Below are 15,101 nucleotides of genomic sequence, written 5' to 3'. Positions count from 1 at the left end.
CCGTGATCTTATGCGGCGATCTCGGCCCGCGCCATATCCCAGACCTTGCGCATCAGGCCCGGCAGCGCCTCGCGGTTGACGTGGCGCAGGGGCACCAGGTGGCCGCGCGCCGGGGCCGCGTCCAAATCGCCCAGCATCACCTGCAGCGACAGGGTGAAATGGGTGAAGACATGGCGGACATGGCCGATCTCTCGCCAGTTCGCCTTTCCCGGCGGTGGCATGTCGCGCCCGTCCCAAAGGGCCGAGGGGAAGGCCAGCGTGCCGCCCAGAAGGCCCTTGGCCGGGCGTTCCTCGAACAGCACCGCGTCGCCCTGGCGGGCGACCCAGGCAATGCCGGTCCGGTCGGGCTTGGCGGCTTTCGGCGCCTTGCGCGGCAGGCTGGCGGCGATGCCCTGGGCGCGGGCGTCGCAATCGTGGATCAGCGGGCAGATGCCGCAGGCGGGGCTGCGCGGCGTGCAGATGGTCGCGCCCAGATCCATCATCGCCTGCGCATAGTCACCCGGCCGCTGCCGGGGCGTCAGCCCTTCCGCAAGCGCCACCAGTTCGGGCTTGGCGGCGGGCAGGGGCGTTTCCACCGCGAACAGCCGCGCCACGACGCGTTCGACGTTGCCATCGACCACAGTCTCTGGCGCGTCATAGGCGATCGCCGCGATTGCGGCCGAGGTATAGGCCCCGATCCCCGGCAGCGCCTGCAGCCCGTCGCGCGTCGTCGGAAACCCGCCCGCTGCCGCCACCGCGCGGGCGCAGGCCAGCAGGTTGCGGGCGCGGGCGTAATAGCCAAGCCCGGCCCATTCGGCCATGACCTGCGTGTCGGGCGCCGCCGCCAGATCCTGCACCGTCGGCCACAGCGTCGTGAAACGCTCGAAATAGGCCTTCACTGCCGCGACGGTGGTCTGTTGCAGCATCACCTCGGACAGCCAGATGCGGTAGGGGTCGGGCGCGTCCCCACCGGGCGGCACGCGCCAGGGCAGGACGCGCGCGTGGCGGTCGTACCAATCCAGAAGCTGCGGGGCGATCACCCGGATGTCACGCAATTATCAATCCCTTGTCCTGTCGCCGCGCTTTCATCCCGGCGCGGGCCTGATTAAGGATATGGGCGTGACATCGCATCAGGCAAAGATGGGCAACAGGCAATGAAGGCGCAGCCGCCCGACCGCACCCGCAACCCCATGGCACGCCGCAGGCGCGGCTTCCAGCAGGCTTCGATCCTGCTGGCCGACCGGGTGCAGAAGGCGGCCGAGGGGCGGGGCTTCGCCGTGGCCCGCCTGCTGACCCACTGGCCCGAGATCGCCGGCCCCCAGCTTTCCGCGATGACCCGCCCGGTCCGCATCAGCCATCAGCGGGGCGGCTTTGGCGCGACGCTGACGCTGCTGACCACCGGCCCCGCCGCGCCGCTGGTGGAAATGCAGCTTCCGCAGCTGCGCGAACGGGTGAACGCCTGCTATGGCTACAATGCCGTGCAACGCATCATGCTGACCCAGACCGCTGCCACGGGCTTTGCCGAAGGCCGTGCCGTCTTTGCCGCGGCCCCTGCCCAGCCCGCCGCGCCCGATCCGCATGTCCGCCAGCAGGCCGACCAGATCGCCAGCCAGTTCGACGATCCCGCGCTGGCCGAGGCCATTGCCCGGCTGGCCCTGAACATCGCAACCAAACGACACCGGAACCACCGAAAGGATTTTCCATGCTGATCCGTTCTGCCGCCGCCGCACTGGCGATCGCCATCGCCGCCCCTGCCGCGATGGCCCAGGATGCCGCCCCCGCGGCCCAGGCGGAAGCCCTGCCCGACATCGCGCTTGGCGCCGATGACGCGCCGCTGACCATCGTGGAATATGCCAGCTTCACCTGCGGGCATTGCGCCAACTTCCACGAGGAAAACTGGCCCAGGCTGAAGGCCGAATATGTCGATACCGGCAAGGTCAAGTTCATCCAGCGCGACGTGTATTTCGACCAGCCCGGCCTGTGGGCCGGAGTGCTTGCGCGCTGCGGCGGCGACGACAAGTATTATGCCGTGTCCGACATGCTCTTTGACGAACAGGAGCAATGGCTGGCCGGCGGCACGGGCGAGGAGATCGCCGCGAACCTGCGCAAGATCGGCCTGAAGGCCGGCATGACCGAGGAACAGATGACCGCCTGCTGGGAAGACACCGCCAAGGCCGAACAGCTGATCGCGACCTTCCAGCAGAATGCCAGCGCCGATGGGATCGAGGCCACGCCGACCTTCATCATCGGCGGCGAAAAGGTCATGAACCAGCCCTGGGACGACATGAAGCAGGTGATCGAGGGCAAGCTGGCCGAGGCTGCCCAGTAAGCCCTGGACGCATGGCTCGCCGGACGGGCGGGCCATGATCCCGGTTCATCTGGGAATTGCTTTTTGTCAAATCGGGCCGCATCCTTCGCCTGCGCCAAAGCGGCGCATGGCACAAGGGATGCTTGCCCATGATCAAAGAGTTCCGTGAATTCATCGCCCGAGGCAACGTGATCGACCTGGCGGTCGGGATCATCATCGGCGCGGCCTTTACATCCATCGTGAATTCCGTCGTCGAGGACCTGATCAACCCGATCCTGGGCCTGCTGACCGGCGGCATCGATTTCACGAACAAGTACATTGTCCTGTCCGGCACCGTCCCCGACGGCGCAAGCCTTGCGGCGGCGCGCAATTCCGGGGCGGCCATCTTCGCCTATGGATCCTTCCTGATGGCGGTGCTGAACTTCCTCATCATTGCCTGGGCGGTGTTTCTGCTGGTCAAGGTGGTGAACCGCCTGCAACGCGCGGCGCTTCGGCAGAAAGTGGAAGAACCCGCCCCAGCCGGTCCCACCCAGGAAGAACTGCTGGCCCAGATCCGCGACCTGCTGGCCGACCGTGCCACGATGGCGGATTATCCGCTGCCAAGGCCGTGACGGGTGCCGGCGCGGGGCATCGCGCCGGGCCGTCCCTTATCCCGCCAGAAGCTGGTCGGGCGTGATCGCCTCAAGCCCCAGGGCCTCGCCCACGGGGGGCGAGGTCAGGCGCCCGCCATGCGTCGACAGGCCCGCGCGCAGATGCGGGTCTTCCAGCACCGCCTGCCGCCAGCCCTTGTCCGCCAAGGCCAGCAGGAAGGGCAGGGTGGCATTGCCAAGCGCCTGGGTCGAGGTGCGCGCCACCGCCCCCGGCATGTTCGCCACGCAGTAATGGACCACGCCGTCGATCTCGTAGATCGGATCCTGGTGCGTCGTCGCGCGCGATGTCTCGAAGCAGCCGCCTTGGTCGATGGCCACGTCCACCAGGACCGATCCTGGCTGCATGGTCAACAACTGGTCCCGCGTCACCAGCTTGGGGGCCGCGGCGCCGGGGATCAGCACCGCGCCGATCACCATGTCTGCCGTGCGGATCAGATCGGCCGTTGCCGCCGCGCTGGAATATTGCGTGGTCAGGCGCCCCATGAAGATGTCGTCCAGATAGGAAAGCCGCGCGACCGACCGGTCGGTGACGGTGACATTGGCGCCCATGCCGACCGCCACGCGCGCCGCCGCCGTGCCCACCACGCCGCCACCGATGATGACGACATTGGCGGGCCTGACGCCCGGCACGCCTCCCATCAGCACGCCGCGCCCGCCATTGGCCTTCTGCAGCGCCCAGGATCCGACCTGCGGGGCCAGACGCCCCGCCACCTCTGACATGGGCGCCAGCAGGGGCAGACCGCCGCGCGCATCGGTCACCGTCTCATAGGCGATGGCGGTGACGCCCGATCGCAACAAGTCGCGGGTCTGGTCGGGGTCGGGCGCCAGGTGCAGATAGGTGAACAACACCTGGCCCTCGCGCAGCATCGCGCGTTCGGCGGGTTGGGGTTCCTTGACCTTCACGATCATCTCGGCCCTGTCGAAGACCGACTTTGCATCCGGCGCGATGCTGGCCCCGGCAGCGGCATAGTCTTCGTCCGTGAAGCCCGCCCCAAGCCCCGCGCCGCTTTCCACCAGCACGCCGTGGCCGCGTCCCACCGCCTCGGTGACGGCGGCGGGGGTCATGCCCACGCGGAACTCCTGCGGCTTGATTTCCTTCGGGCAACCAATCTTCATGCATTCCTCCCATGCTTTGGGAAAGTGTCGCACCGATCCGCTGCAAGATGCTGCGAAGCTGGAGCCGTTTCGGCAATGGTCGTGAAACAAACCACTGGCTATCGGCGCTTCCGGCGAAGAATATCCGGCCATGTCGGACCTTGATGCAATAGACCGCCGAATCCTTGCCCTTCTTCAGAAAGAGGGGCGAATCAGCAATGCCGAACTGGCGCTGCGCGTCCACCTGTCGCCCTCGGCCTGCCATCGCCGGGTTCAGCGGCTTGAGGAGACGGGCGTGATCCACGGCTATGTCGCGCTGCTGGACGCGCGCAAGCTGCGCCGCCAGACCACCGTCTTCGTGGAAATCACCCTGTCGGGCCAGGCGGACGAGGTGCTGGAGGCCTTCGAGAAGGGCGTGCGCGCGATTCCCGACGTGCTGGAATGCCACCTGATGGCGGGAACGGCCGATTACCTGCTGAAGATCGTGGTCGAGGATACCGACGACTTCGCCCGCATCCACCGCCAGCACCTGGCCCGCCTGCCGGGCGTTGCGCAGATGCATTCCTCCTTCGCGCTGCGCACGGTGTTCCGCACCACTGCGATCCCGGTGTGAGGATGCTGCGCCGTCATCTGCTGTCCCTGCTGGCCACGTCGCTGGCGACACCCGCACTGGCGCAACCCCGGCGCGAGCCGCCGCCTGCAATCGACGATCCACGCGCCAGCCACTTCGCCTTTGGCCCGCCAGGCGACCAGTGGCGTATCTTCGTGGGCCTGCCGAAGGTTCCGCCGCCGCGCGAGGGCTATTCGGTGGTCCTTTCGCTGGACGGCGGCACGACCTTTCCGCATCTGTGGCATCATCGCGAAACCCGGGCGCGCGATGCGCCGGTGATCCTGGTCGGCATCAGCTATGAAAACGCGAACCGCCGCTGGCGCGACCTGACCTCGCGCGCGATGGCGCCGGTGGCGCCGATCCTGTTCTATCGCGCCCCGCCCGCGGACCGGCCGACCGGCGGGCGCGAGGCCTTTCTGTCCATGATCGCAGAGGAACTGCTGCCGGAACTTGCCCGACGTCACCCGCTGGACCTGCGCGACATGACGATCTACGGCCATTCGCTGGGCGGGCTGTTCGTGCTGCACGCGCTGTTTACCCGCCCCCGCCTGTTCGCGCGCTACGTCGCGGCCGATCCCTCGGTCTGGTGGAACGCAGGCGAATCGCAGCGCGAGGCGGCGGCCTTCGCCGGCGGCGTCGCGGCAGCGGGCGGGACGGTCGATCCGGCGATCCAGGTGATGATCGCCCAGGCCGGGCGTCCGCGGCAGAACCATCCGCATGATCCCACATCGCTGGTGCGGATCCTGTCGGGCGTTCCGGGGATGGAGGTTCTTTACCGCCCCTATCCGCAGGAAGACCACGGATCGCTGATGGGACCATCGACCAGGGATGCGTTGGAGCTGCACCTGTGGCGGTAAACGCAAACCCCCGCGGCTTGCGCTGCGGGGGTTTGACGGAAACGCGGATCGCGTCGCCTTACAGTGCGCCTTCGCGCTGTGCCTTTTTACGGGCCAGCTTGCGGGCGCGGCGGACGGCCTCGGCCTGTTCCCGGGCCTTCTTGACCGACGGCTTCTCGAAATGCTGCCGAAGCTTCATTTCGCGGAACACACCCTCGCGCTGAAGTTTTTTCTTCAGGGCACGGAGCGCCTGTTCGACGTTGTTGTCGCGAACATTGACCTGCATGTGGTTGTCACCACCTTCCTAGGTTAGAGTTGCAAGATTGCAGGATGCGCCCCCCCTATCAGGCCGGGGCGCACTTGTCCAGACAGGAGGCCGCCCATGACCCGAACCGACCGCGATGCCTTGCTTGACGCCGCCCTGACCCATGTTCCGTTCGAGGGGATGAACGATCGCGCCCTGATGGCGGGGGCGCGCGACCTGACCATGTCGCCCGACCTGGCGCGGGTTCATTTTCCCCAGGGCGGGGCAAGTCTGGCCGCGGCCTATCACCGCCGCGCCGATGCGATGCTGCGCGACAGCCTGGCCCAGACGCCCCCGGGGGGCCGCTTCCGGGACCGCGTGGCCGAGGCGATCTGGCGCCGCCTGATGCTGGTCGATGCCGAACTGGTGCGCGCGGGCGCGGCCACGCTGTCGCTGCCGCAGAACGCTGCCCTTGCGGCGCGGCTGGTCTGGGAAACGGCTGATGTGATCTGGACCGGCTTGGGCGACGGGTCGCGCGACGTGAACTGGTATTCCAAGCGCGCCACCCTGTCCGCCGTGGTCAGCGCCACCGTCCTGTTCTGGCTGGGCGACGATTCGCCCGACCACCGGGAAACCCGCGCCTTCATCGACCGGCGCATCGACGGCGTGATGCGGTTCGAACAGGTGAAATCGACCTTGCGCAAGCTGCCGGGGGCGGAAAAGCTGGCGCAGATGGCGTTCGGCTGGATCCGGGCGCCCGGCTCGCGCGATCTGCCCGGTCGCACCCGCCCGTAAGGAGAAACGATGTTCCCCGACGCCATGAAGGCCATCGAGATCGCCGGCCCCGGCGGTCCCGACGTGCTGAAGCCCGCCAGCCGCCCCGTTCCGGTGCCCCGCCACGACCAGATCCTGATCCGCGTGGCTTATGCCGGGGTGAACCGCCCCGATGTCCTGCAGCGCCAGGGCAGCTATGCGCCGCCGCCCGACGCATCGGACCTGCCGGGGCTTGAAGCTTCGGGCGAGATCGTGGGCATGGGCGCGGGCGTGACCCGCTGGAGAAAGGGCGAACAGGTCTGCGCGCTGCTGCCGGGCGGCGGCTATGCGGAATATGCCGTCTGCCACGCCGACCACGCGCTGCGCATCCCCTATGGCCTGGGCTTGCGCGAAGGCGCCTGCCTGCCTGAAACGGCCTTCACGGTCTGGTCCAATGTCGTGACCCGCGGGGGGCTGACGGGGGGCGAGAAGTTCCTGGTCCACGGCGGCAGCTCGGGGATCGGGATGATGGCGATCCAGATCGCCCGCGCCCTGGGCGCCCGGGTCTTCGCGACCGCCGGCAGCGCCGAGAAATGCGCAGCGATCGCGGCGCTTGGGGCGACCCCGATCAACTACCGCGCCGAGGATTTCACCAAGGTCATGGCGGCCGAGGACGGCGCCGACCTGATCCTGGACATGGTGGGCGGCAGCTATATCGCCAGGAACATTAAGGCGCTGGCGCCGGACGGCAGGCTGGTCATGATCGCCTTCCTTGAAGGCCCCAAGGTCGAACTGAACTTCGCCCCCATCATGACCAAGCGGCTGACCGTGACCGGCTCGACCCTGCGCCCGCAATCGGACGCCGCCAAGGCCGAGATCGCCGAGGCCCTGCGCAAGCAACTGTGGCCGCTGATCTCGGCCGGGTCGGTCCGGGTCAGCATCGACAGCGAATTCGACCTGGACGACGCGGCCGAGGCCCATCGCCGCATGGAAAGCAGCCAGCATATCGGCAAGATCGTCCTGAAAGTGGCGGGTAACGGCCCCTGAGGCGCGGGCAGGTGCCTCGGGCGGGGATATTTGACGCACAGAAGATGAGACAGGCACACAGACCTAGCGGGCACCCGTCCCCAAGGTCTGTGGCATATGCGGTGGCGGCCACCGGGGTCCCCGCCTGTTTCGCGCGTTCAATGTCGCACCCAGGTCCAAAGGAAAAGTTGAAACCGCATCTTTTGTGGAAAGATATCTCCGGGGGCAGCGCCCCTTCTTCAGCGGATCTTTTCCATCAGCAGGCGGGGACGGGAACAATCCTGGCGCGCGTCGGGGGCGCAGTCGCGGGGCCGCAGGTCGCGGGTCAGGCAGATGCGCACCTCGGCCAGGGCTTCGGCCTTGCAGGTGACGGTGATGCCATCAGGTGACAGCCGGGGATTGACCTCGAGAAAGGCTTCCTCGACCACCTGGGGCGGCAGGGTGATGTCGCGGGGCAGGTCGTCGAAGGGGGCGGGTATGCGGACCATCTCGGCAGCTTCCCGCGTCGTGGCATAGTATTGGCTTGCCGAAAGGCCGGAACAACGGCCGTGCTTCTGCCACTGGTACAAGGCCAGCCCCGGCGACATCAGGTCGTCCATTGCCTGGGTCTGGCGCCGTGACGGATCTCGTTCATTCGTATCGCAATGATCGGGCCAGCCCCGTTCGTATTGCGGCCAAAGACCATGGACCGTGAAATCCAGCCCGCTGCCTTGGTCGCATTCGCTGGCGTCGCGATCATCACCCGTCGCGCGGCACCAGCTTGGCTGCCAACTGAGCGCGAGAACGTAATAGTCGAATTCGCCCGCGACATCCTGCGCAGGGGCAGGCAGGGGGCAAAGCGTCAGCGCAAGGGCGGCAAGCAAGGCATGTCTCATGCCGCCACCATGCCCCGGCAGGCAGGCGCCGTCCACGACCCTTGCGAATCCTCTTTTCCCCAGTCGTCAGAATCGCTATATGACCCGTCAATTCCCCCCGAAAACGAGGAATGGCACCCCGCCAAAAGCCGTTTTACCGGTCTGAGACCTGCTGTTCGGGGCAGACATGCGAAGGAGATTGACATGAGCAAGCCGCTGATGGCCAAGGCGACCGCCGTCTGGCTGGTGGACAATACCACGCTGAGCTTCAAGCAGATCGGAGACTTTTGCGGCCTGCACGAGTTGGAAGTGCAGGGCATCGCCGACGGCGACGTCGCGGCGGGCGTCAAGGGCTATGACCCTGTCGCGTCCCACCAGCTTGACCCCGAGGAGATCCGCAAGGGTGAGGCTAGCCCGACCTACAAGCTGCGCCTGAAGCACAACCCCGCCGCCGAGGGCGAGGAAAAGCGCCGCGGCCCGCGTTATACGCCCCTGTCCAAGCGCCAGGACCGGCCGAACGCCATCCTGTGGCTGGTGAAGTTCCATCCCGAGCTGCCGGACGCGGCCATTGCCAAGCTGGTGGGCACCACCAAGCCCACGATCGCGTCTATCCGCGAGCGGACCCACTGGAACATCCAGAACATGCAGCCGATCGACCCGGTCGCCCTGGGCCTGTGCCGCCAGACCGAACTGGACGCCGCCGTCCAGAAAGCCGCCAAGAAGGCCGCCGCCAATGGCGAGGTGATGACCGACGACGAACGCCGCAAGCTGGTCAGCACCGAAACCTCGCTGTCGATGAGCGACGAGCCGCGCCTGCCCTCGTCGATGGCTGGGCTCGAGAACTTCTCGCTGACGCGGGACGAGCCGAAGGAGGCCGAGCCCGACCTGGATGCCGACAGCTTCTTCAACCTGCCCGATCGGGACGAGGACGAGGACGGGGACCGCTGATCCCGCCCAGGGCCGCATGAAAAAGGGCCGGTGCGTCGATGCGCACCGGCCTTTTCTTCTTTCATCCGGACCGGGTTCAGGTCTTGCGGCGGATGAAGCGCCCGATCGCAATCAGGATGCAGGCACCGATCACGGCGATGACCAACTGGCCGATCGCGCCGCCGGCGGTGGTGCCGAAGATGGCGCGGGCCAACCAGTTGCCCAGAAGTGCGCCAACGATGCCCAGGATGATGTTCATCAGAAGACCGTGGTCGCTCTTCATGATCTTTTCGGCGATCCAGCCCGCGATCGCGCCCAGGATGATCGACAGAATCCAGCCAAAACCTTCCATGACTTTCCCTTTCCATGATGACCCGGCACATCACGACGACCAGGGTCTTGCCCATTCAATGCCGGCAGGACGCATTGCGTTCCGCAAGCCGTGGAACTTATGTGGAAAATGTCACACCGACAGGCAGACGTATTTCAGCTCGAGATAGTCGTCCATGCCGTGCCGGCTGCCCTCGCGACCCAGGCCCGACTGCTTGACCCCGCCAAACGGCGCCACTTCGGTCGAGATGATGCCGGTGTTCACGCCCACGATGCCGTATTCCAGGGCTTCCTGGACGCGGGTGATGCGGCCGATGTCGCGCGCATAGAAGTAGGAGGCCAGCCCGAAGATCGTGTCATTGGCCTTGGCAATGACTTCCTCCTCGGTCTCGAACCGGAACAAGGGGGCCAGGGGGCCGAAGGTTTCCTCGGTCGCGACCTTCATGCGGTCGGTGACGCCGGTGACGACGGTGGGCTTGAAGAACAGCCCCTCCATCCGTTCGCCCCCGGTGACGACCTGGCCGCCGCCGTCCAGCACGTCGCGGATATGTTCCTCGACCTTTTCCACGGCGTCCTGGTTGATCAGCGGGCCGGTGGTCACGCCGTCCTCAAGCCCGTCGCCCACGCGCAGCTTGTCGACAGCCGCCGCAAGCTTCTGCGCGAAAGCGTCATAGACGCCCGCCTGGACATAGATGCGGTTGGCGCAAACGCAGGTCTGGCCGTTGTTGCGGAACTTCGATGCCATCGCGCCCTCCACCGCCGCATCCAGGTCGGCATCGTCGAAGACGATGAAGGGCGCGTTTCCGCCCAGTTCCATGCTGCATTTCATCACCTGGTCGGCGGCCTGGCGCAGCAGGATCCGCCCCACCTCGGTCGAGCCGGTGAAGGTCAGCTTGCGCACCAGCGGGTTCTCGCAGAACTCCTTGCCGATGTCGGAGGACCGCGACGAGGTGACCACCGACAGGATGCCCTTGGGCAGGCCCGCACGTTCGCCAAGCACCGCCATGGCAAGCGCAGACAGCGGGGTTTCCGCCGCCGGGCGGGCGACGAAGCCGCAGCCTGCGGCCAGGGCAGGGGCGACCTTGCGGGCGATCATCGCGTTGGGAAAGTTCCAGGGCGTGATGCTGCCCACCACGCCGATCGGCTGGCGCAGCACGGTCAGGCGCTTGTCGGGCATGTGGCCGGGGATGGTTTCGCCATAGACGCGCTTGGCTTCCTCGCCGAACCATTCGATGAAGCTGGCGCCATAGGCGATCTCGCCCTTGGCCTCGGGGAAGGGCTTGCCCATCTCGGCGGTCAGGATGCGGGCCAGGTCGTCCTGGTTCTGCATCATCAGGTCGAACCACTTGCGCATCACGCCTGCACGGTCCTTGGCCGTGCGCGCGGCCCAGCCCTTCATCGCCCCGGCCGCGGCCTCGATGGCGCGGGCGGCGTCCTGGCGGTCCATGTCGGCCACCTTGGCGATCACGTCGCCGCGGGCGGGGTTCGTCACGTCGAAGGTGGCGCCGTCCCGCGCCTCGACCCATTCGCCGGCGACAAAGGCGCGGGTTTCCAGCAGCGACGGATCGCGCAACAGGGTCTTCAGGTCGGTCGAATGCTTGGTCATGGGGCTGGCTCCGTATCGGTTGCCCAAGATCAGCACGTGGGCATGGGGATGTCAAAGCGGGGGCGGCGCATTGCAGGGTATCGGAAAAAAGTCGCGCCCAGGGCGAAACCCGTGAACCAAATGCGCGCGGCCGCGTTGGAACGGTATCGCTAAGCCTTCCCTCTTGGCGACCCTCTCTCTGACATGGGGCGGTGCGCCGGTCGCGCACCGCCCTTTTTCATGCCCGAAGGCTGCTCCAGCAGGGTTGCAGGTCGCCCGGTGCGGGTGTGGCGGCATGGACGCCTCGCGCTATGGCACGGGCCAGGCAGGACGCGGCGGCGTGCCCCAGCAGGAAGGGATCGGCCACCGGATCGGCCAGCGGCTTCGCCCCGGTCGAGACGGCAAAGACCAGATCCCCATCGAATGGCGTGTGGCTGGGCACAAGCGCACGGGCCATGCCGTCATGGGCGGCAATCGCCAGCCGCTGCAGGCCCGCCTTGTCCAGGGCCGCGTCGGTGGCGACAATGGCGATGGTGGTCGCCTCGCCCAGGCGTTTCACCGGCGCAGGTTCATCGGCGGCGGGAAATGCCGACGGCAGGCCGAGGCCGCCGAATTCGCCGTCCAGTTCCCAGGGCGCGGCCCAGAAGTTTCGGGTTTCCCCCACCGTCGCCTGCCCAAGCGCGTTGACCACCACAAGCGCGCCTACCGTCACCCCGTTCGACAGCCGCGCCGAGGCGGACCCCAGCCCGCCCTTCAGGTTGCCCGTGCTGGCCCCGGTTCCCGCCCCCGCCGTGCCGATGGCGAAATCCGCCGCCGCCTGGTCATAAGCCTGCCTGCCAAGCGCAGGATAGGGGTTGCCGGCCCACGCCTTGTCCCCGCCGTTCAGCAGGTCGAAGATGATCGCGCCCGGCACGATCGGCACCCGTGCCGCGCCGACGGCAAAGCCACGCCCCGCAGCAGCCAGGCCCGCCATCACCCCGTCGCAGGCGGCCAGACCGAAACCCGACCCGCCCGACAGCACAAGCGCATCGACCCGGGACACCAGCTTGTCCGGGGCCAGAAGGTCGGTTTCACGTGTGCCGGGCGCGCCGCCCATGACATGAACCGCCGCCGCAAAGGGCGCATCGGCGGTCAGCACGGTGACGCCCGATTTCAGGCGCGGATCGGCGGCGTTGCCAACGCGCAGGCCAGGAATGTCGGTCACAAGGTTGCGGGGCGCGGGGATCATGGCGGTCCTTTCGGTTGCCGCCATTGGTAAGGCTGACGTCTGCCTTGGGGCAACGGCGATTTCCCGACCTTTACACGCCCCCTGCCGCTGCCTATCTATCCCCGTCATGGCCCAGGATCCCGACAAGAACTACAAGATCATCGCCGAGAACCGGCGGGCGCGCTTTGATTACTTCATCGAAAGAGATCTCGAGGTCGGCATCGTCCTGACCGGGTCCGAGGTGAAGTCCCTGCGCACCGGCCAGTCCAACATCGCTGAAAGCTATGCCTCGGTCGAGGACGGAGAGCTTTGGCTGATCAACGGCTATATCGCCGCCTACAAGCAGGCCGGAGTCTTCGGGCACGAGGAACGCCGCAAGCGCAAGCTGCTGGTCAGCCGCAAGGAACTGGCGCGGCTGTGGCAGGCCATCGGCCGCGAGGGGATGACGCTGGTCCCGCTGGTGATGTATTTCAACCACCGCGGCATCGTGAAGCTGAAGATCGGCGTGGCCAAGGGCAAGAAGAACCACGACAAGCGCGAAACCGACGCCAAGCGCGACTGGAACCGGCAAAAGCAGCGGCTGCTGAAGCAGGGCTAGGCCATTGCAAGGGGGACCGGCCCCCTGTAGATCAGGCCCGCACCAAGGCGGAGGGGGCCATGCAGGACGATCCGAAAACGCTGGTCTCGACCGAATGGCTGGCGGCGCATCTGAACGATCCCGACCTGCGCATCCTGGATGCAAGCTGGCACATGCCGGCCACGGGCCGCGATGCGCGGGCCGAATATGACACCGCCCATATCCCTGGCGCGCGCTTTTTCGACATCGATGCGATCAGCGACAAGCGCAGTGCCCTGCCGCACATGGCCCCGCCGGTCGAGATGTTCATTTCCCGGATGCGGGCGATGGGCGTGGGCGACGGGCACCAAGTCGTGGTCTATGACAATTCCGACGTGCGCAGCGCCGCGCGGGTCTGGTGGACCTTCCGCCTGATGGGCAAGACCGATGTCGCCGTGCTGGATGGCGGCTTCGCCAAGTGGCAGGCCGAGGGCCGCCCGGTCGAGGACATGGCCCCGATCCTGCGCGACCGTCACATCACCGTGCAGCGTCAGGCGGGGTTGGTGCGCGACGTGACGCAGGTGGCCTTGGCCAGCAAGCTGGGCGATCACCAGATCGTCGATGCCCGTGCGCCCGAACGGTTCCGCGGCGAGGCGCCCGAGCCGCGCCCCGGCCTGCGGTCCGGCCATATCCCCGGCGCGCGCAACGTCCCCTTCGGGCGGCTGCTGAACGCTGACGGCACCATGAAGGCGCCCGAGGCCCTGCGGGCCGAATTCAAAGCCGCCGGCGTCGATCTGAAGCAGCCCGTCATCACCAGTTGCGGCAGCGGCATCACCGCCGCCGTCCTGGCGCTTGCGCTGGAACGGATCGGGCACCGCAACCACTCGCTTTACGACGGAAGCTGGACCGAATGGGGCAGCTTCCCGGACCTGCCCCTCGCAACCGGAGACGCCTGAATGCTGTCGAACCTGAAACCCCAAGCCCCCGATTCGATCCTGAAGCTGATCGAGGAGTTCAAGGCCGACACCCGCCAGGGCAAGATCGACCTGGGCGTCGGCGTCTACAAGGACCCCCAGGGGGTGACGCCGGTCATGCGGGCGGTCAAGGCGGCGGAACAGCGGATCTGGGAAACACAGACCACCAAGGCCTATACGGGGCTTGCGGGCGAACCCGAATACCGCAACGCCATGGCGCGGATGGTGCTGAAGGACGTGCCGGGCGACCGGCTGGCGTCCCTTGCGACCGTCGGCGGCACCGGCGCGATCCGGCAGGCGCTGGAACTGGCGCGGCTCGCCAATCCGGGGGCGACGGTCTATGTGTCCAATCCGACTTGGCCCAATCACCTGTCGATCATGAAGTTCATGGGCCTGCCCTTCGTCGAATACCGCTATTTCGACGCGGAAACGCGGGGCGTGGATTTCGACGGGCTGAAAGCCGACATTGCCCGTGCAGGCAAGGGAGACATCGTTCTGCTGCACGGCTGCTGTCACAACCCGACCGGGGCGAACCTGTCCATGGAACAGTGGGACGAGGTCGCGGCGATTCTGGAAAAATCCGGCGCGATCCCGCTGATCGACCTGGCCTATCAGGGCTTCGGCGACGGGCTGGAGGAAGACGCGGCCGCCACCCGCATGATCGCGCAGCGCCTGCCCGAGGTCTTGATCGCGGCGTCCTGTTCCAAGAACTTCGGCATCTACCGCGAACGCACCGGCATCCTGTTCGCCCTGGCAGAGAACACCGCCGCCCGCGATCTGGCGCAGGGGTCGATGGCCTTCCTGAACCGGCAGAACTATTCCTTCCCGCCGGACCATGGCGCGCGCGTCGTCAGCACCATCCTGACCGACGACGCCCTGCGCGCCGACTGGGCGGCCGAACTTGAGGAGGTGCGGAACACCATGCTGGGCCTGCGGTCGCAACTGGCATCCGAACTGCGGGATCTCTCCGGCAGCGACCGCTTCGATTTCATCGGCCAGCACCGGGGCATGTTCTCGCGCCTGGGGGCAACGCCCGAGCAGGTGGCCAAGCTGAAATCCGACGCGGCGATCTACATGGTGGGCGATTCGCGGCTGAACATCGCGGGGCTGAATCAGCACACGGTGCCGGTCCTGGCCCGCGCGATCATCGACGCCGGGATCTGACGC

The 15,101-nt window shown here is 67.1% G+C and carries 18 protein-coding genes; 11 read left to right on the top strand and 7 right to left on the bottom strand.

The genetic code is table 11. The features are described 5' to 3' along the window. Nucleotides 1–8: 8 nt before the first annotated feature. Entirely contained in the window at nt 9–1,034 is a 1,026-nt protein-coding gene (locus IE224_RS07420; RefSeq protein WP_229849286.1) for an A/G-specific adenine glycosylase, read from the bottom strand. Nucleotides 1,035–1,133: 99 nt separating this feature from the next. Between IE224_RS07420 and IE224_RS07415 the strand changes: the two genes are divergently transcribed. From IE224_RS07415 to mscL, 3 genes are all read left to right on the top strand, one after another. Beyond that, nucleotides 1,134–1,688 carry a DUF721 domain-containing protein gene (locus IE224_RS07415; protein WP_229849285.1) on the top strand — a complete coding sequence of 185 codons (555 nt, stop codon included), beginning with the start codon at nt 1,134–1,136 and terminating at the stop codon, nt 1,686–1,688. Further along, a complete protein-coding gene (locus IE224_RS07410; protein ID WP_167623086.1) occupies nt 1,682–2,308 on the top strand; it encodes a DsbA family protein in 627 nt (208 codons plus the stop codon). The genes IE224_RS07415 and IE224_RS07410 overlap by 7 nt, the downstream gene beginning before the upstream one ends. A 128-nt stretch (nt 2,309–2,436) precedes the next feature. After that, the gene (gene mscL / locus IE224_RS07405; RefSeq protein WP_167623085.1) at nt 2,437–2,898 is read left to right on the top strand and encodes a large conductance mechanosensitive channel protein MscL; all 462 of its coding nucleotides are present in this window, start codon (nt 2,437–2,439) and stop codon (nt 2,896–2,898) included. A gap of 36 nt (nt 2,899–2,934) precedes the next feature. Here mscL and ald read toward each other — a convergent pair whose 3' ends face one another. Further along, nucleotides 2,935–4,053, bottom strand: a complete 1,119-nt coding sequence (ald, locus tag IE224_RS07400) for an alanine dehydrogenase (RefSeq protein WP_191309111.1) — start codon at nt 4,051–4,053, stop codon at nt 2,935–2,937. 130 nt (nt 4,054–4,183) lie between these two features. Here ald and IE224_RS07395 point away from each other — a divergent pair, with 130 nt between their 5' ends. Together IE224_RS07395 and IE224_RS07390 are read left to right on the top strand one after the other, a co-directional pair. Next, the gene (locus IE224_RS07395; RefSeq protein WP_103173147.1) at nt 4,184–4,645 is read left to right on the top strand and encodes an Lrp/AsnC family transcriptional regulator; all 462 of its coding nucleotides are present in this window, start codon (nt 4,184–4,186) and stop codon (nt 4,643–4,645) included. Nucleotides 4,646–4,647: 2 nt separating this feature from the next. Continuing rightward, nucleotides 4,648–5,499, top strand: a complete 852-nt coding sequence (locus IE224_RS07390; protein WP_191309109.1) for an alpha/beta hydrolase — start codon at nt 4,648–4,650, stop codon at nt 5,497–5,499. A gap of 58 nt (nt 5,500–5,557) precedes the next feature. On the opposite strand, the gene rpsU is transcribed toward IE224_RS07390, so the two are convergent. Then, nucleotides 5,558–5,764: a 30S ribosomal protein S21 gene (gene rpsU, locus IE224_RS07385; RefSeq protein WP_103173489.1), complete on the bottom strand. Its 207-nt coding sequence runs from the start codon at nt 5,762–5,764 to the stop codon at nt 5,558–5,560. A 96-nt stretch (nt 5,765–5,860) separates the two neighbouring features. Between rpsU and IE224_RS07380 the strand changes: the two genes are divergently transcribed. Both IE224_RS07380 and IE224_RS07375 read left to right on the top strand, forming a co-directional pair. Then, on the top strand, nt 5,861–6,517 hold the full coding sequence (locus tag IE224_RS07380) for a COQ9 family protein (RefSeq protein ID WP_167623082.1): 657 nt from the start codon (nt 5,861–5,863) through the stop codon (nt 6,515–6,517). A 9-nt stretch (nt 6,518–6,526) separates the two neighbouring features. Further along, a complete protein-coding gene (locus IE224_RS07375; RefSeq protein WP_191309107.1) occupies nt 6,527–7,522 on the top strand; it encodes an NAD(P)H-quinone oxidoreductase in 996 nt (331 codons plus the stop codon). Between the two features lie 218 nt (nt 7,523–7,740). Here IE224_RS07375 and IE224_RS07370 read toward each other — a convergent pair whose 3' ends face one another. After that, nucleotides 7,741–8,376 (bottom strand): ribonuclease T2 family protein, encoded by a 636-nt coding sequence (locus IE224_RS07370; RefSeq protein ID WP_191309105.1) that lies wholly within the window; start codon nt 8,374–8,376, stop codon nt 7,741–7,743. Nucleotides 8,377–8,559: 183 nt separating this feature from the next. Between IE224_RS07370 and IE224_RS07365 the strand changes: the two genes are divergently transcribed. Continuing rightward, on the top strand, nt 8,560–9,303 hold the full coding sequence (locus IE224_RS07365) for a DUF1013 domain-containing protein (protein WP_191309103.1): 744 nt from the start codon (nt 8,560–8,562) through the stop codon (nt 9,301–9,303). 76 nt (nt 9,304–9,379) lie between these two features. Here the strand turns inward: IE224_RS07365 and IE224_RS07360 are convergent, their stop codons facing one another. The 3 genes from IE224_RS07360 to IE224_RS07350 form a co-directional block, all read right to left on the bottom strand. Beyond that, the gene (locus IE224_RS07360) at nt 9,380–9,634 is read right to left on the bottom strand and encodes a GlsB/YeaQ/YmgE family stress response membrane protein (RefSeq protein WP_167623078.1); all 255 of its coding nucleotides are present in this window, start codon (nt 9,632–9,634) and stop codon (nt 9,380–9,382) included. A 111-nt stretch (nt 9,635–9,745) separates the two neighbouring features. Further along, nucleotides 9,746–11,218, bottom strand: a complete 1,473-nt coding sequence (locus IE224_RS07355; protein ID WP_191309102.1) for an NAD-dependent succinate-semialdehyde dehydrogenase — start codon at nt 11,216–11,218, stop codon at nt 9,746–9,748. Between the two features lie 217 nt (nt 11,219–11,435). Further along, on the bottom strand, nt 11,436–12,425 hold the full coding sequence (locus tag IE224_RS07350; protein WP_191309100.1) for a P1 family peptidase: 990 nt from the start codon (nt 12,423–12,425) through the stop codon (nt 11,436–11,438). A gap of 106 nt (nt 12,426–12,531) precedes the next feature. Between IE224_RS07350 and smpB the strand changes: the two genes are divergently transcribed. The 3 genes from smpB to IE224_RS07335 are packed head-to-tail and all read left to right on the top strand — an operon-like array spanning nt 12,532 to nt 15,098. Then, complete coding sequence (smpB, locus tag IE224_RS07345; protein WP_191309098.1) at nt 12,532–13,002, top strand: SsrA-binding protein SmpB; 471 nt, start codon at nt 12,532–12,534, stop codon at nt 13,000–13,002. A gap of 59 nt (nt 13,003–13,061) precedes the next feature. Next, nucleotides 13,062–13,916 (top strand): 3-mercaptopyruvate sulfurtransferase, encoded by an 855-nt coding sequence (gene sseA / locus IE224_RS07340; RefSeq protein WP_191309096.1) that lies wholly within the window; start codon nt 13,062–13,064, stop codon nt 13,914–13,916. Continuing rightward, entirely contained in the window at nt 13,917–15,098 is a 1,182-nt protein-coding gene (locus IE224_RS07335; protein WP_191309094.1) for an amino acid aminotransferase, read from the top strand. Nucleotides 15,099–15,101: the final 3 nt, after the last annotated feature.

This window comes from Paracoccus aerius, from assembly GCF_014656455.1.
Lineage (GTDB): Bacteria > Pseudomonadota > Alphaproteobacteria > Rhodobacterales > Rhodobacteraceae > Paracoccus > Paracoccus aerius.
This window is presented reverse-complemented; position numbering and strand designations above follow the sequence as displayed.